Annotated in this window: 17 protein-coding genes; 9 read left to right on the top strand and 8 right to left on the bottom strand. The window is 69.0% G+C overall.

Features of this window, described 5'->3' with window-relative positions:
• The first annotated feature begins 260 nt into the window (after positions 1–260).
• Complete coding sequence (locus CLT68_RS24980; RefSeq protein WP_099854532.1) at positions 261–1490, top strand: helix-turn-helix domain-containing protein; 1230 nt, start codon at positions 261–263, stop codon at positions 1488–1490.
• 41 nt (positions 1491–1531) lie between these two features.
• Here the strand turns inward: CLT68_RS24980 and CLT68_RS24985 are convergent, their stop codons facing one another.
• Entirely contained in the window at positions 1532–3445 is a 1914-nt protein-coding gene (locus CLT68_RS24985) for a Xaa-Pro dipeptidyl-peptidase (protein ID WP_099854534.1), read from the bottom strand.
• Between the two features lie 375 nt (positions 3446–3820).
• Here CLT68_RS24985 and CLT68_RS24990 point away from each other — a divergent pair, with 375 nt between their 5' ends.
• The 6 genes from CLT68_RS24990 (at position 3821) to CLT68_RS25015 (ending at position 10845) form a co-directional block, all read left to right on the top strand.
• Positions 3821–4654, top strand: coding sequence for a carbohydrate ABC transporter permease (locus CLT68_RS24990; RefSeq protein WP_143743234.1), 834 nt, complete (start codon positions 3821–3823; stop codon positions 4652–4654).
• Positions 4651–5952 carry an ABC transporter substrate-binding protein gene (locus CLT68_RS24995; protein WP_099854538.1) on the top strand — a complete coding sequence of 434 codons (1302 nt, stop codon included), beginning with the start codon at positions 4651–4653 and terminating at the stop codon, positions 5950–5952. Before CLT68_RS24990 ends, CLT68_RS24995 begins: the two co-directional genes overlap by 4 nt.
• A gap of 7 nt (positions 5953–5959) precedes the next feature.
• The gene (locus tag CLT68_RS25000; RefSeq protein WP_486482306.1) at positions 5960–6955 is read left to right on the top strand and encodes an ABC transporter ATP-binding protein; all 996 of its coding nucleotides are present in this window, start codon (positions 5960–5962) and stop codon (positions 6953–6955) included.
• Positions 6952–7833, top strand: a complete 882-nt coding sequence (locus tag CLT68_RS25005) for a carbohydrate ABC transporter permease (RefSeq protein ID WP_158240925.1) — start codon at positions 6952–6954, stop codon at positions 7831–7833. Before CLT68_RS25000 ends, CLT68_RS25005 begins: the two co-directional genes overlap by 4 nt.
• A gap of 18 nt (positions 7834–7851) precedes the next feature.
• Positions 7852–8319: a hypothetical protein gene (locus CLT68_RS25010; protein ID WP_143743235.1), complete on the top strand. Its 468-nt coding sequence runs from the start codon at positions 7852–7854 to the stop codon at positions 8317–8319.
• A 177-nt stretch (positions 8320–8496) separates the two neighbouring features.
• On the top strand, positions 8497–10845 hold the full coding sequence (locus CLT68_RS25015) for a WD40/YVTN/BNR-like repeat-containing protein (protein ID WP_486482307.1): 2349 nt from the start codon (positions 8497–8499) through the stop codon (positions 10843–10845).
• A gap of 85 nt (positions 10846–10930) precedes the next feature.
• Here CLT68_RS25015 and CLT68_RS25020 read toward each other — a convergent pair whose 3' ends face one another.
• From CLT68_RS25020 to CLT68_RS25040, 5 genes are all read right to left on the bottom strand, one after another.
• Positions 10931–11182 (bottom strand): hypothetical protein, encoded by a 252-nt coding sequence (locus tag CLT68_RS25020; protein ID WP_099854547.1) that lies wholly within the window; start codon positions 11180–11182, stop codon positions 10931–10933.
• Positions 11179–11487 carry a DivIVA domain-containing protein gene (locus CLT68_RS25025; protein WP_099854548.1) on the bottom strand — a complete coding sequence of 103 codons (309 nt, stop codon included), beginning with the start codon at positions 11485–11487 and terminating at the stop codon, positions 11179–11181. The genes CLT68_RS25020 and CLT68_RS25025 overlap by 4 nt, the downstream gene beginning before the upstream one ends.
• A 302-nt stretch (positions 11488–11789) precedes the next feature.
• The gene (locus tag CLT68_RS25030) at positions 11790–13064 is read right to left on the bottom strand and encodes a serine/threonine-protein kinase (RefSeq protein ID WP_099854550.1); all 1275 of its coding nucleotides are present in this window, start codon (positions 13062–13064) and stop codon (positions 11790–11792) included.
• Positions 13065–13112: 48 nt separating this feature from the next.
• Positions 13113–15296, bottom strand: coding sequence for a UvrD-helicase domain-containing protein (locus CLT68_RS25035; RefSeq protein ID WP_099854551.1), 2184 nt, complete (start codon positions 15294–15296; stop codon positions 13113–13115).
• Positions 15293–21721: a DEAD/DEAH box helicase gene (locus CLT68_RS25040; RefSeq protein ID WP_099854553.1), complete on the bottom strand. Its 6429-nt coding sequence runs from the start codon at positions 21719–21721 to the stop codon at positions 15293–15295. The genes CLT68_RS25035 and CLT68_RS25040 overlap by 4 nt, the downstream gene beginning before the upstream one ends.
• Before the next feature lie 124 nt (positions 21722–21845).
• On the opposite strand from CLT68_RS25040, the gene CLT68_RS25045 reads away from it, so the two are divergent.
• Both CLT68_RS25045 and CLT68_RS25050 read left to right on the top strand, forming a co-directional pair.
• Positions 21846–23234 (top strand): restriction system modified-DNA reader domain-containing protein, encoded by a 1389-nt coding sequence (locus tag CLT68_RS25045; RefSeq protein ID WP_099854555.1) that lies wholly within the window; start codon positions 21846–21848, stop codon positions 23232–23234.
• A complete protein-coding gene (locus CLT68_RS25050) occupies positions 23231–24226 on the top strand; it encodes a hypothetical protein (RefSeq protein WP_199177136.1) in 996 nt (331 codons plus the stop codon). The genes CLT68_RS25045 and CLT68_RS25050 overlap by 4 nt, the downstream gene beginning before the upstream one ends.
• 305 nt (positions 24227–24531) lie before the next feature.
• On the opposite strand, the gene CLT68_RS25055 is transcribed toward CLT68_RS25050, so the two are convergent.
• Both CLT68_RS25055 and CLT68_RS32675 read right to left on the bottom strand, forming a co-directional pair.
• Positions 24532–24855 (bottom strand): hypothetical protein, encoded by a 324-nt coding sequence (locus tag CLT68_RS25055; protein WP_486482308.1) that lies wholly within the window; start codon positions 24853–24855, stop codon positions 24532–24534.
• A 367-nt stretch (positions 24856–25222) separates the two neighbouring features.
• Positions 25223–25621 (bottom strand): hypothetical protein, encoded by a 399-nt coding sequence (locus tag CLT68_RS32675; RefSeq protein ID WP_143743236.1) that lies wholly within the window; start codon positions 25619–25621, stop codon positions 25223–25225.
• Positions 25622–25634: the final 13 nt, after the last annotated feature.

Below are 25634 nucleotides of genomic sequence, written 5' to 3' on the forward strand. Positions count from 1 at the left end.
GGAGACCAGGGAAGGGCCAGCCTAGCGGTCGCCTGACCGTTGGAGAGCGCCCCGGCCCTCAACGGCGTCGGTTGGCGGTTGGCCGGGCGATGTCCACGGCCGCAATCGCCGCGTACGGCCCGATAGACGGTTGTGAAGGTCCGCGTCGCCCAGCATGATCGATCTGTGGCGCGGTGGCCACCGGGTCGCCGAGAGACTCGGGTAGCCCTCTCGGGGTACTGCTGTGGTGACGACCCATGAGGAGGTGACGGGCCGATCTCATGCAAGGGGAGCTGCAACGCCTCGTCGACGCACTCGCCGCGTACGCCGGCCGCCCGGCGCTGATCGAGGACCGCCGTCAGCGGGTGGTGGTCTACAGCGAGCACACCGGGTTGATGGACGACGTGCGCAAGGCGTCCATCCTGCGCCGGCAGAACACCCCGGAGGTGATGGCGTGGTTCAGGGACCTCGGCATCATGGACGCCCGTACCGCCGTGCGCACGCAGGCGTCGCGGGAGCTCGACCTACTGCCACGGGTCTGCGTGCCGATCCGTCACCAGGACCTGCTGTTGGGGTTCGTGTGGTTCATCGACCCGGACGGCACGATGGCCGACGCGGACATCACCGCCACCGGCCTGATGAGCGAGCTGTCGCTGGCGCTGTACCGGGAGAACCTCCTCGGTGAGCTGGCCTCCCAACGGGAGACCGAGGCGGCGCGGACCCTGCTCTCCGACGACGACGTCAGCCGGGATCAGTCGCTGCGGACCCTGCGCGAGACCGGCCTGATCGCTGGGGACGGGCCAGCCACCGCGCTTGTCGCGCAGATGGTGCCGCCGCACGGCGAGCTGCCCGACGAGGTGGCCCGGCTGGCGCTGGAGCAGGCGCTGGTGACCACCCGACGGTGGATCGGCACCCGGGAGGCGCTGCACCTGGTCCGCGACGACCACGGGGTGCTGCTGCTCTGCGGCGAGCGGGGTGCCGGACGCCCCTCCCCCGAGGTAGTCGCGAAGCTGCTCGACGACAACCTGCGGCAGGCGACGCGCGGGCTCTGCTCGGTGGAGCGCGTCGTGGTCGGGGTCGGTCAGCCGCGGCCCCGGCTGACCGAGGCGATCGCGTCGTACGGGGAGGCGCTGCAGTCGGCCCGGGTGGGCGTGCGGTTGCCGGCGCTCGGCCCGGTGGTGTCGTGGGCGGGGCTGGGCATCTACCGGGTGCTGTCGCGGATGGAGGGTCGGCACCTGGACATCGCCGACGTGCACCCCGGGCTTGAGCGGTTGCTGCGGGAGCAGCCGAACCCGGTGTTGCTGCAGACCCTGGAGCGCTATCTGGATCTGGCCGGGAACGCGCACGCGACGGCCGAGCAGCTACGCCTGCACCGCACCACGCTCTACTACCGGCTACAGCGGATCGAGGAGCTGGCCGACACCGACCTGAAGAACGGAGACGAGCGGCTCTGCCTGCACCTGGCGCTGAAGCTAGGCCGGTTGACCGGCGCCTACCGGCCGCAGGAGTGACGCGGTGGGCGGGGCTGTCGCCCCGCCCACCGGGTCCCCGGTTACAGGCCTGCGGCCACGGCCGCCGACCGGCCACCGACGATCGGTAGCTCGATCCGGCTGCGGTCGAAGTGGACGGTGATGTCGGCCTGGTTCTGCTTCGCCCGGCTGCTGTAGCCGGAGTACGAGCCGAGCAGCACCACGCCGATCTGATTGCCGGCCGCGAAGACGTAGTCCTCGGGCAGCAGCGGCACGTCGCCAGCGTTCTTCTTTCCCGGGACCAGCGGCGTCGTCACGGACGGCGACTTCAGGTTGAGGCCGTCCAGGATGCCCTTGGTCACCAGCTCCTGCGGATCGGTGGCGACGATCTTCTCGGTCTGTCGGTAGCAGGCGTCCTCGGCGTGCCCACCCCAGGTGGCCGAGTCACCCCAGCAGTCCTCGGTGGTCAGCGTCCGGATGCCGTCGCCGGAGGTGCTGAACCGCGGCCGGGTGCCGTAGTCCACCAGCAGGCCGGCGAAGCTGGTGTCCTCGCCGTTCACCGATGCGTTGATCTTGACTATCGGGGTACCCGAGATGTGCAGCGGCGTGCGCAGCGGCTGGGAGAGGAAGACCAACCGGTTCTCCGTGTTCGCCGCCGGGTCCGACGGGTGCCGGATCGCGTTGGTCTGGCTCATCGACGGGGTGTCCTGGAACGTCCGGGACGCCTTACCCGGCTGCGGGCGGACCGACAGCCCGCCGGCCGCCCCCTCGTCGCCGGGGCGCAGGAACACCTGGGTGCTCCGGGCGGCCGGGACCGGCCAGCTGCGGTAGGTGTCCCAGACGTCCGGCGTCCGCTCGATGTCGGCCATCGGCTCGGCCATGATGCCGTTCTTCACCCCGTGCAGCCAGAAGTCGAACCACCGGTGCAGGGTGTCCACCCACTCGCCCCGCCGGAAGTCGAACGGGTCGATGTGGCCGGTGCCGGTCAGCCAGAGCTTTCGCGGCACGTTTTCCTCGGCCAGCGCGTCCCACCACTTGCTGAAGTGGTCCGCTCGGACGTTGTTGTCGTTGATGCCGTGGACCACGAACACGCTCGCTCGCACCCGGTCCGCTTGCGGGACGTAGTCCCGCTCGACCCAGAAGGCGTTGTAGTCGCCGGTGACGTCGTCGCCGTCGACGCCGAGCTGGGCCCGCACCGCCGCACAGTGCTCCCGCCGCTCCGGGTTGGTGACGGTGTTGGAGAGACTGCCGGAGTAGTTGTTCGCCCGGGTGACCAGGCCGTTGCTGCGCGAGTAGTCGTACCAGCTGGAGATCGCCGAGATCGGCACGATGGTGGTGAGCCCTCGCACGCCGCTGGCGGCAGCCGCGTTGGCCAGCGTCCCGTCGTACGACTTGCCGATCATGCCGGTCCTGCCGTTGTGCCAGTCGGCGACGACCCGCGTGCCGGCCGCGTCGGTGCCGGCCCGACGACCGTTGAGCCAGTCGATCGCGGTCGGCGCGCTGATGTTGTCAGCGCGACCACCGGTGACCGGACAGCCGGTCGAGTTGTTGGTGCCGATCATGTCGAGCAGGACCACCGCGTAGCCGCGTGGGACGAAGTAGTTGTCGTAGAAGAGCGGCCACTTGTCGTTGAGGCCGTCGCCGTCGACGTCAGCCTTGCACTCGCTCTCGTTGCCCCGACACACCGTGGAGTAGTAGGGGCTCGCATCCATGATCACCGGCACGCGCAGACCCGCCTGGCTGGCCTTGGGCCGGATGATGTCCATCGCCACGACGTCGCGGGCGCCGTCGCCATCGGTGTCGACGTCGGAGGTGACGAATACCCGCTCGCGGATCGCGTCGGCATACCCGAACACCGGCTGGGTGACTCCGTGCTGGATGACCGGCCTCAACCGGTCCGCCGTCGGGTTCGCCGTCGCTGTTGCCGCCGGCAGGCCGACGGCTATGGCCGCAACGACCACCACCGACGCTCGCCACCAGCTACTTGTGGTTCGCATGGTGCTCCTCCCCATCTCCGGCACCGGCCGTGGACCCGGTCGTCCCGGGCGAGGACGACGTGCCGGCGGTGCGGCAGTTGACTCGCACCCTAGAAACCGATTCACGGATGGTCATCGGACAGATGCGGGAGGTGATCGCCGTCCGGTCCTACGTCTGTCGCATCTCGACAGGCGTAGGACCGGACAGCGGGTGATTCCAACAGGTGCCCGATGACGCGCCGGCCGCCCGGCCATAGGTTCGCCGCACCACCTCCGCTGGTCGACCCGACCGTCACCCAGGGTCACCGGCGGAGCCCATCGGCGGCATCGAGACGAGCGCGCCAACTGGTTGCCGGGCGACGGGAAGGGCGGGATGTGCGGTTCTCGGACCCAGCCGTGATCCCGCGGTTCATCGGGCGGTTCCTGGTGCCGGCGGCGTTCGCGGCGCTCTTCGCCGCACCACTGTGGTTCATGGTGGTCGGCTCACTACGGCCCGCCGGCCTGCCGCCGCCCCGCACCTTCGAGGTGCTCCCACCCGAACCGACAGTGGCCGCGTACGCCCGGCTGCCCGAGCTGATCCCGCTGTTCCGGTACCTGGCCAACTCGGCGCTGGTCGTCGCGGTCGCCGTGCCGCTGACCGTCGTCGTCGCCTCACTGACCGGCTTCGGGCTGCGGCTGTTGACGCCGGTGGCCCGCCGCCGGGCTGTCCTGGGCCTGCTGGCGGTGCTCCTGGTGCCGGTCACCGCGGTGTGGGCCACCCGCTTCGAGCTGTTCCGGCTGGCTGGCGTGGTCGACACGTACGTCCCGTTGCTGGCCCCGGCGCTGCTCGCCGGCAGCCCCTTCCTGGTGCTGCTCTACGCGTGGAGCTTCGGCGGCGTGCCGGACACCCAGCTCGGCGCCGCCCGGCTGGAGGGTGCTGGTTGGTTGACGATCTGGCGCCGGGTGGCGCTGCCGCAGGTGCGCCCGGCGACGCTGGCCGTCGGCGTGCTCGCCTTCACGCTGCACTGGTCCAACCTGATCGACCCGCTGCTCTACCTGCAGAGCGGTGACCGCTACACGTACCCGCTCGGCCTGCAGTTCCTGCGGCTGCTGAACCCGACTGACTGGCCGCTGCTGATGGCCGCGTGCGTTGTCGCGACAGCGCCGTCCGTGGTGGTGTTCCTGCTCGTCCAGCGAATCCTCCTCAATGACGATCCGCTGGCGGCACTGAGATCTGGAGGTCGTAGGTGAGCACGTTCCGCGCTCGACGATGGGTTGCCCTGATCACCGCCGCGCTGCTGCTCGGCTACGCGGCCGGCTGCGACGCCGGCGACCGCACGGCCGACCGGCCAGGGATCACGGTCGTGCTCTTCGGCGACGCCGAGGAGATCGCCGGCTACCGCAGCCTGGTCGCCGCCTTCGAGCAGGCCCAGCCCGACGTGCCGGTCAACCTCTCCCCCGTCGCCACCCAGGACGACCTGATGGCCCGGCTGACCACCTCGTTCGCCGGCGGGCAGCCTCCGGACGTGTTCCTGCTCAACTACCGCCGCTACGGCCAGTTCGCCGCGCAGCAGGCGATCGAGCCGGCGCAGGCGTACCTCGACCGCAGCGAGGCGCTGAATGAGAGCGACTTCTCCCCGCGGGCACTGGACGCCTTCCGGTTCGACGGCAAGACGCTGACCTGCCTGCCGCAGAACATGTCCTCCCTGGTCGTCTACTACAACGCCGACCTCTTCGCGGCGGCCGGCGTGCCACTGCCGAAGGCCGGCTGGACCTGGGACGACTTGCTGGCTGCCGGGCGGGCCCTGACCCGCGACGGAAAGTACGGCGTGGGCGTGGAGCCGTCCCTGCCGCGGCTCGCCCCGTTCGTCTGGTCCAACCGGGGTGAGCTGGTCGACCACCCGGACAAGCCGACCACCCTGACCCTCACCGGCGACCCGGCCAGCCGCGCCGCCGTCGACTGGTTCCTCGACCTTCAACTGAAGCACCACGTCGTGCCGCCGGACGCCGAGGAGCAGAGCGAGTCGAGTGAGGCCCGGTTCCTGCGCGGCACGCTCGGCATGTACCTCAACAGCCGGGTCGCCGTGCCGACGCTGCGCACCATCGACGGCTTCACCTGGGACGCGGCACCGCTGCCGATCGCGCCAGGCGGCGTACCCGCGTCGATCCTGCACAGCGACGCCTACTGCATGAGCGCGGGCCTACCCGACCACGACCGGGCCTGGCGGTTCATCGAGTTCGCGATGGGCGCGCAGGGCCAGCAGATCCTCGCCGGGTCCGGCCGCACGGTGCCGTCCCGCCTCGACGTGGCCAACTCCCCCGACTTCCTCGACCCGCAGCAGCCCCCTCGGTCGTCGCGGGTCTACCTCGACGCCGAACCACACCTGCGCGCCACGCCGCGCACCGGCACGTGGTCGCGAGTGGAGCGGGAGGCCGGCGGCCTGCTCACGGAGGTCTTCTACGGCCGGATCGGACGCGAGGAGGGGCTGCGACAACTGGAGGAGAAGCTCCGGCCGCTCTTCGCGCTCCCGGTAGGCGCCGGTGGCTGAGCGGGGCGTGATCCGACTCGAATCGCTGACCAAGTCGTACGGAAAGGTCGTCGCCCTCGACGGCGTCGACCTGGCGGTGCGCGCCGGCGAGATGGTCACCCTGGTCGGCCCGTCCGGCTCCGGCAAGTCGACGATCCTGCGGCTGATCGCCGGCCTGGACCGGCCGGACCGTGGTCGCGTCGTCGTCGACGGGCAGGACGTGGCCCAGGTGCCACCACACCGCCGCGCGGTGGCAATGGTCTTCCAGGACTACGCGCTCTACCCCCACCTCACCGTCCGCGGCAACCTCCTGTTCGGGCTGCGGGTCCGCCGCGTCCGGCGGGCGGAGGCCGAAGAGCGGGCCCGGGCGGCGGCCGACCGGCTCGGCATCGCGGACCTGCTCGACCGCTACCCCGACGAGACCTCCGGCGGGCAGCGCCAGCGCATCGCCCTCGCCCGCGCGCTGCTGCGCGAGCCGACCGTCTATCTACTCGACGAGCCGCTGGCCAGCCTGGACGCGCCGCTGCGCTTCGCCACCCGCGCCGACCTGCTCACCCTCCATCGCGAACTGGGCACCACCACCATCCACGTCACCCACGACCAGGCCGAGGCGATGACGCTCGGCGACCGGGTCGTCGTCCTCGACCACGGTCGGGTCCGCCAGATCGGCCCGCCGCAGCAGGTCTACGACGAACCCGCGGACACCTTCGTCGCTGGCTTCCTGGGCAGCCCGCCGATGAACCTGGTACGCGGTGGCGGCGTGCTGGGCGGCGCCACCGACCTGATCCTCGGCGTACGCCCGGAGGATCTGAGCCTCGATCCCGGCGGATCGGTCACGGCGGTCGTCGAGGCGGTGGAGGCGCTCGGCAGCGAGGCCATCCTGCTGACCCGCTGCGACGGCGGCACGCGGCTGACCGTCCGCACCGGTCCCCGGCCCGGCGTGTGGCCGGGCGACGAGGTGCGACTGCGCGCCGACCCAGGTCGGATTCACCACTTCGACGCCGACACCGGGCGTCGCCGGTGAGCACCGGCCGGGTCAGCCGGCCACTGACCGCGTGGGCGTTCCTCGCGCCGTACGCGGTGGCAGTCGCGCTGCTGATCGCGCTGCCCGCACTGCTCAACCTCGGCTACGCGTTCACCGACCACACCGGGTTGACCCGGGACCCGCAGTTCGTCGGCTTGGACAACGCGCGCCGCCTGCTCGCCGACGGCTTCCTCGCCGACAGCATCCGGGCTTCCGCGATCCATCTGGCACTGGCCGTACCGCTGCGGCTGCTGGCCGCCATCGGGCTCGGGCTGCTGCTGGCCGCGCCCCGCCCTGGCGGCCGCTGGTTCCGGGTCGCGGTCTACCTGCCGACCGTCGTACCCGACGTGGCCCTGGCGGTGCTCTTCCTGTGGGTGCTCAACCCGCTCTACGGCCCGCTCAACCAACTGCTCGGGCTCTTCGGCCACCCGGGCATGAACTGGCTCGCCGAGCCCGGCTCCGCACGGGTGGCGGTGGCGCTGATGCTCGCGTTCCCGATCGGCGAGGGTTTCATCGTCGTGCTCGCCGCCCGCCGGATGCTCGACGGACGGCTGTACGAGGCGGCGGCGCTGGAGGGCTGCGGCCCGTTCGGCCAGCTGCGCCGGCTCACGCTGCCGCTGCTCGCGCCGGTGCTGGTGCTGCTCGCCGTCCGCGACACGATCCTCACCCTCCAGGTCAACTTCGTGCCGGCGTACGTCCTCACCGACGGCCGGCCCGCGAACGCCACGCTCTACCTGCCGGTCTACATCTTCGACCAGGTCTTCGAGTTCTCCGGCTTCGCCTACGGGGCCATGATCACGAGCGTCCTCATGGTGGTCACCGGGGTCATCATCACCGGGTTGCTGCTGATGGTGCGACGCTGGCGGGTGCTGCGCTGAGCGTGACATCCTGCTGCGGTGAGACTCCGGATGTTCGCCGTCGTCGTCACGGTTCCGCTGCTCGTCGCCTGCGGCGGCACGGACGCCGCACAGCCCACCGGCCGGGGGCCGGGAATGCTCGCGAACCTGCCCAGCTGCGACCGGGTGCCGCTGGACGACGACGCCGAGGTCGACAGCCAGGTCACCGGCCTGCTCCTGCCCGACGGCGCGCGGGTCACCTCGGTGGTCGAGCAGGGCGCCCTGACCACTGTCGCGGCCACCATCCGGATGACCCCGCTGGACGTCCGCGCCCACTACGAGGGCCGTGGCGACATCGACCTGCTGCGCGCCGAGGATGAGGTGTTCGAGGCCGAGGTGCTGATGCGGGCGCAAGAACGACGGACGTACCTGCGGGCCACCGCGCTCTGCGCGGACGGAACGACGCTGACCGCGGTGGTCGGGCCGGACTCGGACGAGGCCGGCCTGCCCGAGTTCCAGAGCAACTGACCACCGAACCGGCTCGACAGATGTCCTAATCACACAGGTCGAATCGCAACAGATGCTCGGTGACGTCGGTCACTCTACTGTCTAGCGTGCGCACTGGACCACTTTCCGGTCGCCATGGCGCGTGGACAGGGAGACTGCATGAGACTCACGCTCGCCCGAAGGTACCGCGGCCTCGCGATGACAACGAGCATGGGGCTGGTCATCGCACTCGCGGTCACCGCCTCGTCCGCGCCCCGGCCGGTTCAGGAGTCGCTGGCCACCAACTCGCCCACCGGCCCGATGGAAATCCCCGACGAGTGGATGACCGCCCAGCGGATGAGCGACGGCAGCCGGGACCTCTCGGTGGCCAAGTACGCGAAGGCTCGCGGCGAGGCCCACGATCTCAACCTGCGCACCCGCCTCCTCTACCGGGACCTGGCGCAGCGAAAGTGGAACTTCTTCGGGCCCAGCAACATCGGCGGCCGTGTCGTGGACATCGCTGTCGACCCGAAGGTCCCCGACCAGATCTTCATCGCCGCCGCCTCCGGCGGCGTCTGGAAGTCCGACGACGCCGGCGCCACATTCGAGACGGCCTGGCCGGACGACTGGACGCAGAGCATGGGCGCGGTCGCAATGACCAGCGACGGCGTCCTCTTCGCCGGCACCGGCGAGGCCCAGCCGGGTGGCGGCTCGATCACCTTCGGCGGCGACGGCATCTACCGCTCGAAGGACCGAGGGAAGACCTGGCGGCACGTCGGGCTGAAGGACAGCCACGCCATCGGCCGCTTCGCCATCGACCCGAGCAACGAGGACCGGATCTTCGCCGCCGCCAGCGGCAACCTCTTCGTACCGGGTGGCCAGCGCGGCGTCTACCTCTCGGAGAATGGCGGGACCAGCTGGAGGCAGGTGCTCGCGCCGCCGAACGCCACCACCGGCGCCACCGAGGTCGTCATCGACCCGAGTAACCCGCGCCGCATGTACGCGGCCATGTGGGACCACCTGCGCGAACCACATCAGCGCACGTACGGCGGGCTCGGCTCCAGCCTCTGGCGCTCCGACGACGCCGGCCGCACCTGGTCGCGGATGACCAACGGTCTGCCCACCGACGCCGACCAGGGCCGCTGGGGCCTCGCGGTCGCCCCGGACAACCCCCAGCGGCTGTACGCGTACGTCGGCACCGCACTCGGCCCGTTCCGCGCCTTCTACCGCTCCGACGACGGCGGCGACAGCTGGACGCAGACCCCGGTCACCGCCGGTCAGGCATCCCAGTCCACGTTCAGCTGGTGGTTCGGCAAGCTCTTCGTCGACCCCGGCAACGCCGACCACGTCTTCCTCACCGGGGTCAACCTGATGCGCTCGACCAACGGCGCGCAGAGCTTCACGTCGGTCAGCGGCGTACACGCCGACCAGCACGCGATGCGCTGGGACCCGAAGGTGCCCGGCCGGGTCTACCTGGGCAACGACGGCGGCCTCTACCGATCCGAGGTGAACGGCGCAAGCGACTGGATCAAGGCGACCTACGAGCCCTACACCCAGTTCTACACGGTGGACGTGGCGCAGAGCGATCCCGTGCTAAAGGTCGGTGGCGCGCAGGACAACGGCTGCAATCGTGGCTACAACGGCGTCGGTGGCCCGTGGAACGCCATCGGCTGCGGTGACGGCCTCCAGGTGGTCATCCACCCGGAAGCCCCGAACATCGTCTTCGGGTGCAGCCAGTACGGCTCCTGCTACCGGTCGGAGAACTCCGGCGGCACTCCCCGCCAGACCATCGGCACCGGGCAGACGACCTCGGAGCGGCGCAACTGGCTGACCCCGCTGCAGTTCGACCCGAGCGACCCGAATGTCATGTACTACGCGGGAAACATCCTCAACCGCTCGACGGACAACGGCCGCACCTGGACGCCGATCAGCCCGGACCTCACCGGCGGCGGCCCCAACGATCCGAACGGCTACCCGTGGGGCACGATCACCACCGTCGCCGCCGCGCCCACCGACGGCAACAAGCTCTACGTCGGCACCGACGACGGGAGGCTGTGGTGGACCGACGACCTCGGGCAGAACTGGCAGCAGGTCGACCCGGGGCAACTGCCCGGCACCTGGGTCACCCGGGTGGCGGTGAACCCCGCCGACAAGAACATCGCCTACGCCACCTTCTCCGCCTTCCGGTCCGGTAGCGACCGGTCGCACGTGATGATGACCCGCGACGGCGGTCGCACCTGGAGCAACATCGGCCGGGGCCTGCCGGACGCGCCGGTGAACTTCGTCGTCCCGACCGCCGACGGCCTGCTGCTGGTCGGCACCGACGTCGGGGTGTTCATGTCGGCGTGGAACGGTGGCGAGTGGGCGGCGCTGGGCACCAATCTGCCGCAGGCGGCCGTGATGTACCTGCGTTACCACGAGCCGAGCCGGCAGCTCACCGCGGCGACCTTCGGTCGGGGCGTCTACGACCTGGCTGTGCCCCGCTGCCCGGCAGCGTCGACCAGGCTGCCGCTCAAGCGGACCGGTGTCGGCGTGGTCGGCGTGCTCGCCTCCTGCCGAGCGGGCTGATCAACCGGTAGTTCGTCGCGTCTCACGCGGCTCGCAGGCCACCTCCCGGACCCGGGAGGTGGCCTGCCCCTTTGTCGCGCAACGGTCATCTGCGCAGCCGGCGGGCGCAGGGGCCGTCGTGGCCGTCCCGGAGGAGGCAGCGCCGGCCGCCGGGCATCCGCAGGTCGCAGAAGACCCGGTGGCGGAGGAACTGCTGGTCCTCCTCGGAGACGGTCGTCTCCCCCGGGTCGGCCATCGGCAGCACCAGCATCCACCGGCCGATGACCCTGGCCAGCCGTTGCGCGGCAGGCAGGTCGTTGGCGACGACGGGCAGGTGAATGACGTACCGCTGGCTCATCGAGCCTGGCCCCGCTCGTTGCGGGCACGGGCCTGATCGGTCTGCCAGCGACGCAGCGCGCCCTTGATCCGGGCCGTCTCGCGGCGGCTCTCGGCGAGAGCCGCGTAGACGGCTGCCATGTCGACGGCGACCCGGTCGAGGAAGGCGTACACGTCGTCGGGGTTCAGACCGCGACGCAGGAGCCCGGTCGGCGCGAAGCGGCGCTCGCGCACCTGCCACGGCAACAGACTGGTGTACGCGGCAGAACGGTAGGTCGCGCCACCGCCGACTGGGGTTGGTCGCTGGTTGCGAGCGTTCATGTCCATCCGCCTTCCTGATCGTGGACAGGGCGGGCATGCTCGCTCATCCGGTGCGGCAGACACACCCCGCCCGGACACCGCAGCTGCTCTCGGTGGTACGGCATCACGGCCGCTCAACGTGGGTTGTTCGGGGAAGCACGGCGGCCGTTCGGGGGGACCGGCCGGCCGCCGTGCTGGGATCAGCCTGCGATGGGCGGGAGTGGAGACGCAATGTTTCAGGCAGCGATTTCGCCCGTATGCATTGATTTTCTTTGCTGCAATCAGTGTGAGTTGCAGGAGCGGCTGATGCAGTGTTGCGGGGTGGAACGTCAGCGGATTGAGAGCGGGCCGGGGGCGTCGGTGGATTCGCCCATTTCAAGGTTGCAGGCCAATGCCTGCTGTCGGCACTCCTCGACAAGATCATGCTCCTCGTCCGACTGATCGAGGTCTCGAGCCAGCGCCGCGAACGCGTGATGCGCCTGCCGGAAGTCACCTGCGAGCATCAAAAGGTTCGCGAGATCCACTCGTAGCGCCACGATCTCGGTGGCGAGCCGCTCGCCACCTTGCGGCACCATGCGGAGGGCCCGCTCCAACATCTCGGCAGCCTGCACGAAACGCTCGTTCTCGGCGAGCTCCCTCGCCTGCGCCCGCAACTCCACCAGGTTCTGTGGGGATCTCTGCGGCGGAACCGGAACGGGGGCGGTGTGCGGGGCAGTGCTGGAGAACGTGTTGTCCGTTCGGGCGGCCACCAGCCCCGGAGAGTCGCCGTCGTCGAGGAAAGGCATCAGGAGCTGACGAACCTCACCGGCCGATGCTGGTCTTTCCGCTGGGTCCTTGGCCAGCAGGCAGTAGATGAGGTGCGCCAGGTCATCGGGGACGTCCGATCGATATTCAGTGATGATGGGAATGGGCGCATTGATATGACGGCGCATCATCTCCGGGGCGTTTACCGCCTCATACGGAGGGTGCCCACCAAGCATCTCGAAAAGGATGCAGCCCAAGGCGTACAGGTCGGCAGAAGGCCCGACAGGTCCACCCTGGGCCTGCTCGGGTGCGATGTAGGCGGGGGTCCCGAGTGTCCGCCCGGTTGCGGTGAGGCGGGATGCCTCGGCCGGGCCGAGCAGCGCCGCCACACCGAAATCGAGCACCTTGACCACCCTCGACGGGGTGATCATGAGGTTCTGGGGCTTCAGGTCACGGTGTACGAGGGAGGCGGCGTGGGCGGCCACGAGCACCGAACAGACCTGCGTGGCAATGGAAGCCGCCTCGCCGACAGGCAGTCGTTCCTGCTCGGCGATGTGGTCGGCGAGGACGATCCCCGGCACGAGCTGCATGACGAGGAAGAGGTCTTCACCGTGCACGCCCAGGTCGTGCACGGCCGGCACGCCAGGATGGTCGAGCCTGGCGGTTGCTCTCGCCTCCCGCCGGAAGCGCTTGCCCGCCGTCTCGCGCTCGTCCTCCGGCACCTCCAACTGCCGGAGAAACTTGATCGCCACCGGCCGGTCAAGTCGCTCGTCGAAGCCCGCCCAGACCTGACCCATTCCTCCGCGACCGACCGGATACGTCAACTCGTACCGATCACCGATACGATCCCCCGCCTGCACCTACAGCCTCCCCGCATCCCACGCCGACCCGCTGAGCAGGAGCGGCAATCAGGCTAGCTGTCGCTGCACGAGCCGCCCGGTCAGGAACGGGCTGGGCGTGCCGTGCCAGAACACCGCAAGCTCGTCACGCGCACGGGTGGCGGCGACGAACAGCAAGGACCGGTCACGCTGGCGTTCGCGCTGGTAGCGCTTCGGGTCGGTGTCCCGGTGCCTGCTGATCATCTGCCGAGGCACCAGGCCGTCGCTGACCCCAGCGATGATCATGCGCTGGTACTCGAGGCCCTTGAACCGGTGCATCGTGCCGATGTGCACGCCGTCAGGGCGCTTCGGGCCGTCCGGGCCGATCTCCACCACCTTCAGGCCGTCAGCCTCCAGTCGGCTGATGACGTCCGCCGCCAGGTCCTTGGTCGGTACGCAGATGGCAACCGAGCCGTCCGTCGGACTGCCCCAACCGCGTAACTGCTCGACGATCAGGTCCCGCTCCTGCGCCCACGTCGCGGCGCCACGGAACACGGGTCGGCCACCACGCAGCAGCGACCGGTAGCCGGCCAGGTCCTCCTCACCGCCGTCGAGATCGTCGTACACCTCCCCCGTCATGATCTGCAGGGCGTCGGCGAGGATCTGCCGGGTCGTGCGGTAGCTCAGGGTGAGCCGGGACGACCGACCGCGAATGTTGACGCCGAGGCTGCTCAACGTGACGTGGTTGTCGTAGATGCGCTGGTGGGTGTCGCCGGTGAGGAACATGTCGTCCGGGCCCGGGGCGACCATGGCACGCAGCATCTTCCAGTGGGCGGCGCTGAGGTCCTGCGCCTCGTCGACCACCACGTGGCGGTAGCGCGGCCGGTAGAACCCGCCGGACGACTCGCCGGCCACGCCGGTGTTCTGGGCTGTGCGGTCCATTTCGAGGCGGGCAGCCCGCTGTGCCACCTGGCGCCAGGTCCAGACGCCGCGATTCTCCAGCCAGGTGGTGAAGCGTTCGGTCAACTGCCAGATCTGGTCCCGCTCGATTCGCGAGAGGCTGCGACCGCGGTTGGGGCGGCGGGCCTTGAAGTAGTCCGTCCGCGAGTTGAGCACCTGACCGAGGATCACCTGGGTCCACTCAGCGGCAAGGAACTCCGCCTCCCAGGCAGTCTCCCCGGTCTCGATGAGGAACTCGTCCCACAGCTCAAGGGCCCGATTGTCGTCCACCACCCTGCGGCTGCCACCTGCCTTGGCTTCGGCCACCACCCTGCTGGCCAGCCGGTCGATGTTGACGATGTCGACGCGCGACACCAACTCCTGTCCACCCAACGCCATGAGCCGGGTCCGCAGGTCGGCAGCCAGATTCCGGTTGAAGGTGGTGAGCAGGATCGGCTTGTCCGCTCCGTCTGGCAACTGCCGGGCGAGGTGCGCCACGCGGTGCAGGGCGACGATCGTCTTGCCGGTGCCCGGGCCACCACCGACCCGTGCCGGGCCGTTGTAGCGGCGCTCGACCAGCTTGCGCTGAGTAGGGTGCAAGAAGATCTGCCACCGCTCGAAGGCCTCGCCGAGCATCGCCTGCAACGCCTCGTCGTCGGTGGTCACCTGCGTGGCGGGCCGTTCCACTGCCGCCTCGAAGTCCTCGGGGTCGACCGGCTCGTCGGCGCGGACCGGGTCCGTGACCTGTTGCAGCACGTCGTCGTAAGGGGTGCCGTCGAAGAGCGCGAAGAGCACGTCGGTGGTGAGCTGCGGCGCCCGGTCCAGCAGTTCCAGTAGCTCGGCCTCGGTGGTCAGTTCCCGGATCTGTGGTAGCAGCGGCTCGGACACACCGAGATCCAACAGCTGGGAGTCGGTGTACGTGTCGAAGAGCGGTTTCTGCGCTGGCTCCGGTTCCACATCCGGCGGCACCACACGACCGATGATGCTGTCACCAACGGGCGCCATGTCGATGAGCTCAATGCCGCCGGTGATCCGGTTGATGCGGTACGCGTACCGGGAGAGGTCGTCGTACACCTCACCACGGTGCTTGACCGCGACGAGCAGGTAGTCGCGCTCGGAGATGTGCAGCAGCAGCGCGCGGTAGTCCTTGTTGACCCGGGCGGACATCAGCCGGGAGTCGCTGTTGAGCGCCTTCAGGTTGAGCCCCGGGTTCTCCGGGTTGTGCCGGAACTTGTGCATGAACTCGTAGACCGCTCCGATGTCGGCGCGGGTGAGCTTCATGACCTCCTTGTCTGCGCGGTCCAGCATCCGCAGTGTCGTTGCTCCGGTGGTCATCGACGTTCTCCCCCGCTCGTCGCCTTGATCTCTGCGGCCAACTCGTCAACCGACCACTCCCGAGCGGTACGGGCATGCCAGCCCGCTTCCGCGTACGCCCGGTCGCGATCTTCCGTCTCCGGGTCGTCGGACGGACCGGTGAGCACGATCGCGATCCGCCGGTCGGGCCAGGCCAACTCAGCCTGCCAGCCCTGGTCGCCCAACTCGTAACCGACGACCGGTGCGGGCAGATCCTGCCGCGCGAGCTGTTGGACGAGCTGGTCCAGGGTGTTCTCGGCCGGGTCCAGGTAGCGCAGGACGTCCCGCCACGGCGACTCCGTGTCGAGCGTTTCGGGCTCGGCGGCCGCCGGCTGCGCCGAGACGCCAAGCCACGTTGCCGTCTCCTCGTCAAGCGGCAACGCGCGTTGAGCAAGCACGAGCCCGGTGCCCTCGGTGACCGCCATCGAGGCCGGCTCGAAGGCATCAAGCGTGGACACGGCGAGCTGGCCTGCATCGCCGCCACCATTGCCGAGGAACTGGATGACGTTGCCCCAGGCGAGCCACGCGGCCCAGCGGTCCTTGTGGCCCTCGTCCGCCACTGCGGCGGGCAGATCGTCGATGACGGCGAGAGCTGACATCGTCGCCATCGGTTTGCTGCGCGCGTCGAGGACGATCGTCACCGGGCAGCCTGCGTTGTCCTGAGATCGGGCGACCATGATGTGCCGCGCGGTCGACGGGGGCAGAGAGCTTCCACGCAGAGCGGCGTTCAACCTTTCCGCGACGCCTACGGAGTCGGTGGTGCTGTTGTCCCGGGCCTGCTTGAGCATGCCCCACAGAGCGGCTTCCGCCCGCCGCTGCCAACGGTTGGGATCAGGATCGGCGAGGAAGCGCATGAGCTGTTCGATCGGATTGACCCAGATCGTGTCCTCAAGCTCGGCGGGATCCGCGCCAGGAAGCATGCCGCGGAACTTGTCCCTGGCGGTCTGCTTGCTCAGTCCGCCGTACGGCATCCACCGCCCCTGCCCCTCCGCGTTCCCCCAGGTCTTGACGTCGTCCCAGGTGGCCGCGAAGACCAGGTAGCCGTGGGCGCGCAGTCGGGCCCGCTTCTCAGCGTCGTCGGCGAGCCGGTTGTACTGGGATGAGGCGTGGTACTTGAACCCGTCCAGATATACCGCCACCTCGGGTGAGGGGGCGTCGAGGCGCTTGAAGTGGACGTCGGGGCGGGTGCCCCGAACGGTGTTCTGCAGCTTCATCTGCCAGTGGGTGACGCTCTGGCCGTTGTCCCGGACGAACCGAAGGTCGGCGATGCGCGCGCCGTCATGATCGGTGCGCCGGTCGATCCGCAGGCCCGAGTTGGGTGTCTCGCCAAGCGCCAGCAACTTGGTGAGGAAACGCATCTCCAACTCGCTCTCGACCTGGTGGATCAGCGAGATCTCGTCCGTACGGGTGCCCTCCTGGACGTCCCAACTGTCGAGGAGCTTGTCCAGCATGCCCAACGCCTCGTCGCGGCTCATCAGGGCAAAATGCTCGTTGCGCGCGTGACGGAGGAGACAGCGGTGACACACCGCCCTGCCTTCGTTTCGGCAGACGCAGTCGGCAATTCGCTGCCGCGCGAGTTCCAGGACTGCGCGGAACTCCTCCGGTTTGGCGAGGCGGTGCAGATAGCCGGTGCCCTGCGGCTGAGTGTCGTAGACGACCACGAAGTTCCGTGTTCCGTCGCTCTGCCCATCCGGCATGGTGGCCGACACGGCCTGAAGGTGCGCCGGGTCGCCCCCGTACTGCGCGGCGATGCCGAGGCGGATAGCCGCGGCGAACGACGCGATGCGCTCCTGCACGACGGCGGTCGCAGCGGGGATAAGGATGCGCAGCGCCTCGGTTTCCAGCTCGTGGGCGAGGATGAGATCGACGTGGGTGTCTGCAGCGGCAGCCGAGCGCCGGTGCGGGCACCAGGGCCGGTGGTGCTCGGCGCCCTTCACGACGGTCGACCCGGAGGCCTCTGCGGCGAGTTGTTGGCCTACTGCGGGGACGCCATCAACAGTGGTCCCGCCGCATGCGGTGCAGGTGTGGAACCGATTGATCCGCACCTCTTCGCCCGCGAAGAGTTCAGCCGCCCGGTCGTAGCGCTGCGCTCCAAGGTTGAAGTGCCGGATCATCGCGTGCCGGCTGTAGTCGACACCGAACGTGTCATGAGCGTGCCGCCAGGACGAATCAACCTTGGCCGGATCCACGTCGACGGCGACGGTGGTGGCGTAGAACCGTCGGTCCCGGTCGTCGCTGTCGTCACGGATGCGGGCGTCGTCGCGCTTGTCGCGGCTCAGCACCCGGGTCGGCTGGAGCACCTGGAACAGTCGTCCGTGATCGGCGATGCCCGGGTCCGCGCATCGCGGGCAGGCGCTGGCGTCCTCCTTGGCAAGGTGGGTGCGGACGTAGCCACATTGCGCGCAGATCCGCCACTGCTCGTACGCCGGCCGGTCCGCCGGACCGACGTCGAGCCCGGAGATCTCGTGTTTGTAGCCCCGCACGTAATAGCTGTTGCCGGGTGCGATCTCGACCAACGCCTGGCGGGCGGGACGTGCGTACTCGCGAAGTTCGCTGTGGAACCGACGGTCGCCGTCGGTCTTGTCCTCCCAGGTCAGGGTGGCTTCCAGGTCGGTCCGGCTGTCGATGAGCGCATAGTTGGGCAGCAGACCGAACTCGACCAGGGTGCCGTGGGCGGCAGCCGCGCTGACCTCTCGCAGGCGGCGGCGGACCGCCCCCTCCTCGGCCTTCAGCATCTTGATCTCGCGGGCGTGGTCCGGGTCGCTGGGCACCAACGTGCCCCGGGCGGTGGCAAGCTCCTGCATCCGGCGACGCAGGTCGGCCAACCGGAATTCCCAGATTTCGTCGGCTTCTTTGACCCGGTGGACGATGCCATCCACCGCGAACTCACGCAGTTGGTCGGCGGCGGCCCGCAGGACCTTGTCGCCGAAGAGAGCCAGGAATTCCTCCACCAGCCGGCCGCCGTCGCGTCGACCAGCTTCGGCGAGGCCCGTCAGCCAACCCGTCGGGCCGAACAGCACGTGCGCCCGCCGTGGCATCGGCAGCACTCCGGCGAGGCGGCCGCGGGCGGCCAGGTCGATCAGGTGGGCCAGGTACTGGCGGCGCAGGATCTCCACGGCGGAGAGAAAGCAGCCGGGCGGGACGATCTGGCCGGCGATCATGTCGCGGGGATCGGTGAGGTAGTAGCGATCTCGCTCGGTTCGTCCCACGAGGGTCAGCACGAGCGCGTTGCCGCTCTTGCGGCCGGCGCGGCCCGCCCGCTGGACGTAGTTGGCCGGACCGTGCGGAAGCGAGGCGAGCACCACGGCGGAAAGGGCACCGATGTCGATGCCCATCTCCAGTGTGGGCGTGCAGGAGAGCACGTTGGGGTCGGTGTAGCGCTCGCCTTCGCGGAACTGCTTCTCCACCGTCTCCCGCTGGGCGCGGGTGAGCATGCCGGTGTGTTCGCCGGTGACGACCCGGAACACCGGGCTGTCCAGGTAGAGCCGCCGGTAGTAGTCGTCGGCTGCGGTGTCGTCGTGGGCGGCCTGGAGTTGGCCGCGGCAGCGGTACTGCCGGCACGGCTGGCCGATCCAGTCGGCCACCCGGTCGGGGTGCTCGGTCTGCTGCCAGTGGCAGGTGTCGCAGCCTACTCCGGCAGTCACGGCGGAAGCGTCGTCCAGTCGGGTCACCCGCAGGTGGCCGGGCATCAGTCCGTACACCTTGTTGCCGTCCTCGGTGTCGCCAACGGCGACCACGCCGTCTGCGGCGAGGGCCGGCAGCAGCTGGCTGAGGAAGCCGGCAGCGTCACCGGAGTCGAGGCCAAGGCAGCGCGACGTCCAGTCCTGATACCAGTTGCCGCGCGCGGTGATCACGTCGAACTCCGAGCGGGACTTCGGCGTGGCGAGCAGGAACGCGGGCGCGGACAGACCCTTCGGGAACGCGGGCATCCCGGCGGGCCGGCCGCCCCAGATCTGCCATCGGGTGCCGCCGCGCTTCAGGTACGGCACCAGCCACTCGTGGAACACCGCACCCCGGGTCCGTAGCCGTTCCAGCAGACCGCGGAGGAAGGCGAGGTAACGGGCGTCGTCCGGCGCCATTCCGGCCAGGTGACCGGGGCCGGTGAGGTGGACGTCCCGGCAGATCGCGGCGGCCCGCGCCGGATCATCGAGGGCAACCTCGACGGCGACGCTGCGGGTCAACTCCAGGGTGCGGCCCTGCCGGGAACGCAGCCCGGTCTCCATCACGGTCGCGAAGACGAGCCGCTCACTGATCAGCTCCCACGTTTCCCGGCTGCCGCTGTGCTCACCGGCAAGAAGGCTGTCGACACCGGGCTGATCGTGCAGGTCTGGCGGCACCACGGTGGAGAGGATCTCCGGCTGCGCCGCCGCCTCGACCATCTTGGCGAACAGGTCGTCCAACCCGACCGACTTTCCCGACTCCAGCCGGCTGGCGAGCAGGGAACGCAGCGAGAACGAGTAGGACCGGTTCGCGACGAAACCAGCCCGATGCGCGGCATCCTGCACCGAGTCGTTGAAGAGCAGCGTCTTCTTCTCGGCCTCATCAAGTTCCCCACCGGTGAAGAGTTGCGTGATCGCCACCGAGGCGAGGGTGGCCAGGCCGGCACCGAGGAAGCGGATGCCGTGGTCCAACTCGCAGGACGGGCACCGGTCCTTCTCGGCGCCGTCGATGTCGAGAACGTCGCCGAGCACGACGACGGCGTCGTCGGTGGGCTCCCGGTCCCGCTGTTCATCGAAGGGGCGCACCCGACGGCCGTACTCCAGGACCAGCAGGCCACGGGAGCGCTGGCGTACCTCGTCTTCCGTCGCGGCGATCAGCGCACGGACCCGGCGCTTGTCCCGACCGACGCTGGCACGGTAGATCTTGTCCGGGTCGGTCTCCAGCTCCTGCGGGTCCTTCTCCGGCGACAACGCCATCCAGCCCGAGCGACCGCAGTGCCGGCAGTAGATGGCCGGCAACCGTGGGTAGCGGTTGTCGGCCACAACCACGTCCGCATCTGTGGCGTACGGATCCAGCTCGCGCGGCGCTTCGCCGTACCAACCGAAGGCGGCCTGGTGGGAGGTGCCGCGCAGCAGTCGGGAGACGGCGCGTACCCACAGGTGGGTTTCGATGTTGAGCAGCGGGCGGCCGGGAGCCTCCGGGTTCTGCGCCACGGAGAGCAGGGCGACGAAGCGGGCGAGAGCCTTCGCCGTGATCTCGGGCGGGGTCTTCATCACGCTGCCCCAGCCGGTGGCGTTCTTCCGGGGCAGCACGTCGATGATCTCGTCGAGGGTGCACGGCCGCGCCTGGAGCGAGTCGAGCACCGCCTTCGTCAACGGATGCTGCCGGAGCAGGTCACCGAGGCGGGTCGGGTTGTCGAGGCAGCGCTCGCCGAGGACCAGCTCGGCAACCTCGGCCATCATCGCCTCGGGGTCACGGTCGTCGACGGCCGCGAGCTGCTCGGGGGTGGGCAGTGGCAGGCTGAAGTCCTGGCGGGCGATGAACTCGCCAGCCTCGTAGCGGTCCTCCCCCACCAGCGACCCGGCGTCGAATGCGACGCCGAACACCTGCTCTGCGACCTCACGGATCGCGGTACGACCGTCCCGGCCGCCGCCCTCACCGAGCGTCGCGGAGGTCGCCACCGGGCAGATCGGCCCGAGCGGCCGCTCCGGCTCATCGAGGTCGAGCGCGGCGGCGAGCCGGCGCAGCAGCATCGCCACGTCCGTGCCCTGCGCGCCGTCGTAGGTGTGGAACTCGTCCAGCACCACGTACGCCGGCTCGGCGCCCTCCCAGAGCGGCAGGTCATCGGCGCGCTGGAGCAGCAGGTCCAACATCTTGTAGTTGGTGATCAGGATGTCCGGCGGGGTGCGACGCATCTCCGACCGCTTGGTGAAGACATGCGCGTACTCGATGGCCGCCACGTCGCCGATGTAGAGACCAGCAGTGACCTGGCTGAGCGCCGGGTCGGAAAGCAACTCGTTGATGCGAGACGTCTGGTCCGTCGCGAGGGCGTTCATCGGGTAGAGCAGGATCGCCTTGATTCCGGCCCTGCCCTGCTGCTTCTGCCGCCGGCAGTGGTCGAGCACCGGGATCAGGAAGGACTCCGTCTTACCCGACCCGGTGCCGGTGGTGATCAGGGTCGGCTGGGCCGCCCTGCCCTTCGTCGACAATCGGGCGAATGCGTTCGCCTGATGCAGGTAAGGGGTGAAGCCGGCCGGCGCCCAGTCCAGGCTTGCCCGCCAGTCCCCCTCCGCCGGCCGGAAGGGGGTGCGAATCCGCAGGTAAGGGCCGCGGAAGATGCCCTGCTCCGGGTGGGAGAGAAAACCCTCCAAACCATGACGTACGCCGTCCTCGGTCAACCCGAAGGTGGTGGTCAGGTACTGGGTGAGGGTTCGGCGCAGGGTGTCGGCGGCGAGGGTAGGCCTCATGAACGGATCACCGCCGCATGCTACTTCACCCCTTACCGGGGTTGACCTGCCCGACAGCCCGCCACGGCAGTGAGTCGGATTCGCGACACCGGTCGGTGTCGATCACCGCCTAGGCTGCGCATCCATGCCCCCCAACCCGCCCCGGACGCGCCGCGAGGTCCTGCTCAACGGACGCCGGGTCCGCATCTCCGACCTCAAAAACGCTGGTCTGTTGGACGAGGGCGCGGTTCTGTACTACCGCCAGTACATAGGTTCGATGCCACATCAGGCGACAGTCACGGCGCGAGGGCGGCTGCGCTTGGCCGACGGGCGGGAGTTCGACACGCCCTCGGGAGCGGCCGCCGCCGTCGCCGACGTAACCGCCGTACCAGGTTGGGAGGTTTGGCGTGTCGGACCAAACGGCCCTCTCCTGGGGGAACTCCGCCTTCGGCTCATCAAGAGTGTCGCTGCTGAGGTGACGGACCGCCAGGAACCGCAGGCGGAAGCGGTGGGACGACGCATGACAGCCTTGGAGAACGCCAGGCAGGCCGCCGAAACAGGCACACCAACAGCGATGACCGTTCGTGAGCTCATCGGACTGTGGGGCGTCGAGGACCGGGACAGCGAGGCAGCCCCCCAGATCACGACGGACCTGGCGAACTTCGGCTTGACCACGGTGCCGGACTTCAACGCTGTCGACCTTGACCAGACAGTGCGAGTCCTCCGGTTCGGCATGGCGCAGCCGCCACCCGCAGACGGCACGAGCGATGGGCCTGAGGAGACGACGAGCGAGGTGGATGAGGAGCCGGGTAGCGCTATCGGTCTGACGCTTGGAAATCTCCTGCCAAGCCGAACCCGCCTGATATCGGTAACGCCGACCTCTACCTTCGACGAGGCCATCACCGCCATGGAGTTGGACGACTTCTCCCAACTGCCGGTCCTGGCAAACCCTCACAAGATCCATGGCGTCGTATCATGGAAAACCATCACCAAGGCCAGGGCGCAAAACCCTGAGGCCACGTTCAGCGACGCGATCGATCCCGATGTCCAGGTGTTCGACTACGACCGCCGCCTGATCGACGTACTCCACGTACTGCTGGAATACGAGTTCATCTTCGTGAAGGACCATGAGCGGAAAATCGCTGGCATCATCACCGCCGCCGATGTCGTTCAGACCTACCACCAGACCGCGACACCGTTCATCCTTATCGGCGAGATCGACCGGGAGCTGCATCAGCTGATCCTCAGCACCTTCGATGAGACCACTATCCGGGAAGCATGCATCCGTGCAGGGCTGACCTTCCGCTCTGTCGACAAGATGACGATGTCCCACTACCAGGCGGTGCTTGGCGATGAGAGCTGCTGGAACGGCCTCGGCTGGAGGTTGGAGCGTAGGCGCCTCGTGAATCGCCTCAGTGAGATCCGCGAGATACGTAACCGGGTCATGCACTTCAGCAAGGACGTCGTCAGGGACGGAGACGTCAACATGATCCAGAACTTCCTGAGGACGATCCGCAGGCACAACGGGTCATGACACACGATTTTCAGCTCAACGGACGGCAGTACCAAATCGACGCCGATACGGTCCGAGCGCGGCTGCGTGGCCGAGTCCAGGAAGACGTCCGAAATCACTGGGTCGACGTCGACGGGGTCCGGTGGCCCGTCAAGCAGGCCTTCGAGGCAGCGACTGCACTTCCCCGCAACGAGTTCACCTCGCACATTGCACTACGCCACCTACGCGCGTTGGGTTTCGCGACCAGCCCGCTGCCCTTCGAATGCCACCCCGGAGAGCAGCGGCCGCCTTCTCCTACCCGCGCCCCGAGTGAGCCGCCGGCAGGGCCCATCGTTGCCGGTGACGAGCACCTGCTGGCGGATGCCTTCTCAACTTTACTGACGTTCATTAGCGCCGGTGACCTCACCTCGCGGATCTCCGCACTGGAAGCCGACCTGAACGGCGTCGATCGGGATGCTGCCGCCGCCGTGGCGGCAGCATCAGAGCTGGGATTCGACGTACTGCACGCTGCCTTGCAGGTTCGGAAGCACGCCGGCCGGCTCAGTGACGTCATCCACGCGGCCGTGATCACTCAAGTCCTCCCGCTGATCCTTGACGACGGCGAGCGGGTGCTCCGTAGACCGTCGCTGGCTGCTGGCAACGACCCGGGCCGATTGTTCGACTTGGAGACGGACCGTCGCGTCGCCGAGTTCAAGATGGCGGTGTGGAAAGGCCGGGACACCATGCGTAAGCGCGGCGTCTTCGCCGATCTTGTGCATCTCGCCCTTGCTGGGCCACCGCGCAAGGCCCAACTCTTCGTATCCGGTCCCTTGCCCATCAGGTACCTCCAAACAAGCAATGGGTCTGCCGCCTGGGCACTCGGACGCTCCGCGCCCAACCTGCGTCGGCGCTTCGACGAGAAGTTCGGCTCGGCAGAGATGACGGTCCGCGACTTCACCGCCGGGCCAGCCAAGCACGTCGAACTGATCGACCTGACAGAGCTGCTGCCCACAATCGCCCCGGCAATCACGTGACGGACCTGCGACCGCACAGCGCCCAACACCGCTGCGCCGGGAGGATCTAGACCAGCTCCTGGGGTACGTGCTGCTGGACTACTCCGATGCTCCCGCCCTGCACTCGGTCGCCATCTACGCGGTTCGTTACGGGCACCACACGGCCTGACCGCTGGTCGACCTGTGCGCTGAACTCGCCGGATGCCCTGTCAATCTCGGTCCGCTACGGCCGGAGTTCATCCAGGTAATGCGGGTCGAGTTACCGGATTACCGCAGGGCGTCGATCATCAACACGATTCGGCGGCGGGTCGCCGCCAGATAGCTGGTCACCAGTCGCGGGCCCAGTCTGGCGGCGGCACGACCGCGAGTTGCGGTTCACCGCTGATCGGTTCGAGAGCATGCACGACCCGCAGGTCCCCGTCGGCCGCAGCGTCCTCGTCGGTGATGACCCTCCCACTGCTGCCATCAATGCTGACCAGAAGCCACCGGTCGGGGTGGATGCTGCCATCGTCGACCAGCGCCCGCACTCCGAAGGTTCGGGCCAAGGTGGCGGCCAGCTCCCGCTCCCCCTGCCCGGTGGCCTCGGCGAGTTCGGCGTCACCGGTCAGAATCCAGCCGAAACCCTCGCCCTCGTCTGGAGGATTGAGCATCGCGACCGGCCGAGGGCCATCGACTGCTCGGTCCTCGGTCCTCCCCACGTAGACCGCGTCCGGCGGGATGCCGAAGTCCTCGCTCAGGCATCGGCGCAAGGCGTCTGAGGGCAACTCGCTCTCGAAGCGGATCTGATAGCGCAACGACTACCTCCGGTCTCCGCCGAACTCTCAGTGCAGTCAACCATTCGTCATCCGAGTAGGACGAACGGCCCCTTCCGACGCAACTCCGCTGTCAATAACATCGACCGGTCCGCAGCCGGCCGGCGCCGGTTATTCGTCCGGTTGTACGTGCTCCTCAGCCGGAAACCTGTTTCGCGTGCGGCGTGGTGCCGTCGCTGCTGGGGACGTGCCGCTGCTCCTGACGTCAGCGGCGAGCCGGGCCATCGCCGAGATGGATGCCGCCATGGACGTCTCGCGCCTGCACTACCGACCCGTGAACGTCACCGGAGACCGAGTTCGCGACGCCGCCGGCGCCTTCGGCAAGGGTGACCTCGACCTGCGACCACCGCGCACGCAGCTCAGCACCGAAGGCCCTGTCGCGGCGCGATTCACTGTCGAGCAGCTCGGCGAGGCGACCCACGGCCTCCGGTGACGGCTGCTGCAGAGCGCCCTCAATGACGGCATGTGAGGACGGATCGTGCTGAAATCGGGTGCGTAGAAATCCGATCAGGGAGGACACCGCCGCCCGCCCACTCTGGGCCAGCTCGGTGGTCGCCCACGCGATGAGCGTCGTCGCCGCGGTGACCATGATCGGGTCTGTCATGCGTCCGCCTTCC

Source organism: Micromonospora sp. CNZ299, assembly GCF_002754415.1.

Excerpts from the sequence above, each read along its gene's own strand:
- CLT68_RS24980 (WP_099854532.1), top strand. The coding sequence starts at position 261 with ATGCAAGGGGAGCTGCAACGCCTCGTCGACGCACTCGCCGCGTACGCC.
- CLT68_RS25040 (WP_099854553.1), bottom strand. The coding sequence starts at position 21,721 with ATGAGGCCTACCCTCGCCGCCGACACCCTGCGCCGAACCCTCACCCAG.
- CLT68_RS25055 (WP_486482308.1), bottom strand. The coding sequence starts at position 24,855 with ATGCTCAATCCTCCAGACGAGGGCGAGGGTTTCGGCTGGATTCTGACC.
- CLT68_RS25035 (WP_099854551.1), bottom strand. The coding sequence starts at position 15,296 with ATGACCACCGGAGCAACGACACTGCGGATGCTGGACCGCGCAGACAAG.
- CLT68_RS25050 (WP_199177136.1), top strand. The coding sequence starts at position 23,231 with ATGACACACGATTTTCAGCTCAACGGACGGCAGTACCAAATCGACGCC.
- CLT68_RS24985 (WP_099854534.1), bottom strand. The coding sequence starts at position 3,445 with ATGCGAACCACAAGTAGCTGGTGGCGAGCGTCGGTGGTGGTCGTTGCG.
- CLT68_RS25020 (WP_099854547.1), bottom strand. The coding sequence starts at position 11,182 with ATGAGCCAGCGGTACGTCATTCACCTGCCCGTCGTCGCCAACGACCTG.
- CLT68_RS25015 (WP_486482307.1), top strand. The coding sequence starts at position 8,497 with ATGACAACGAGCATGGGGCTGGTCATCGCACTCGCGGTCACCGCCTCG.
- CLT68_RS32675 (WP_143743236.1), bottom strand. The coding sequence starts at position 25,621 with ATGACAGACCCGATCATGGTCACCGCGGCGACGACGCTCATCGCGTGG.
- CLT68_RS25025 (WP_099854548.1), bottom strand. The coding sequence starts at position 11,487 with ATGGACATGAACGCTCGCAACCAGCGACCAACCCCAGTCGGCGGTGGC.
- CLT68_RS25045 (WP_099854555.1), top strand. The coding sequence starts at position 21,846 with ATGCCCCCCAACCCGCCCCGGACGCGCCGCGAGGTCCTGCTCAACGGA.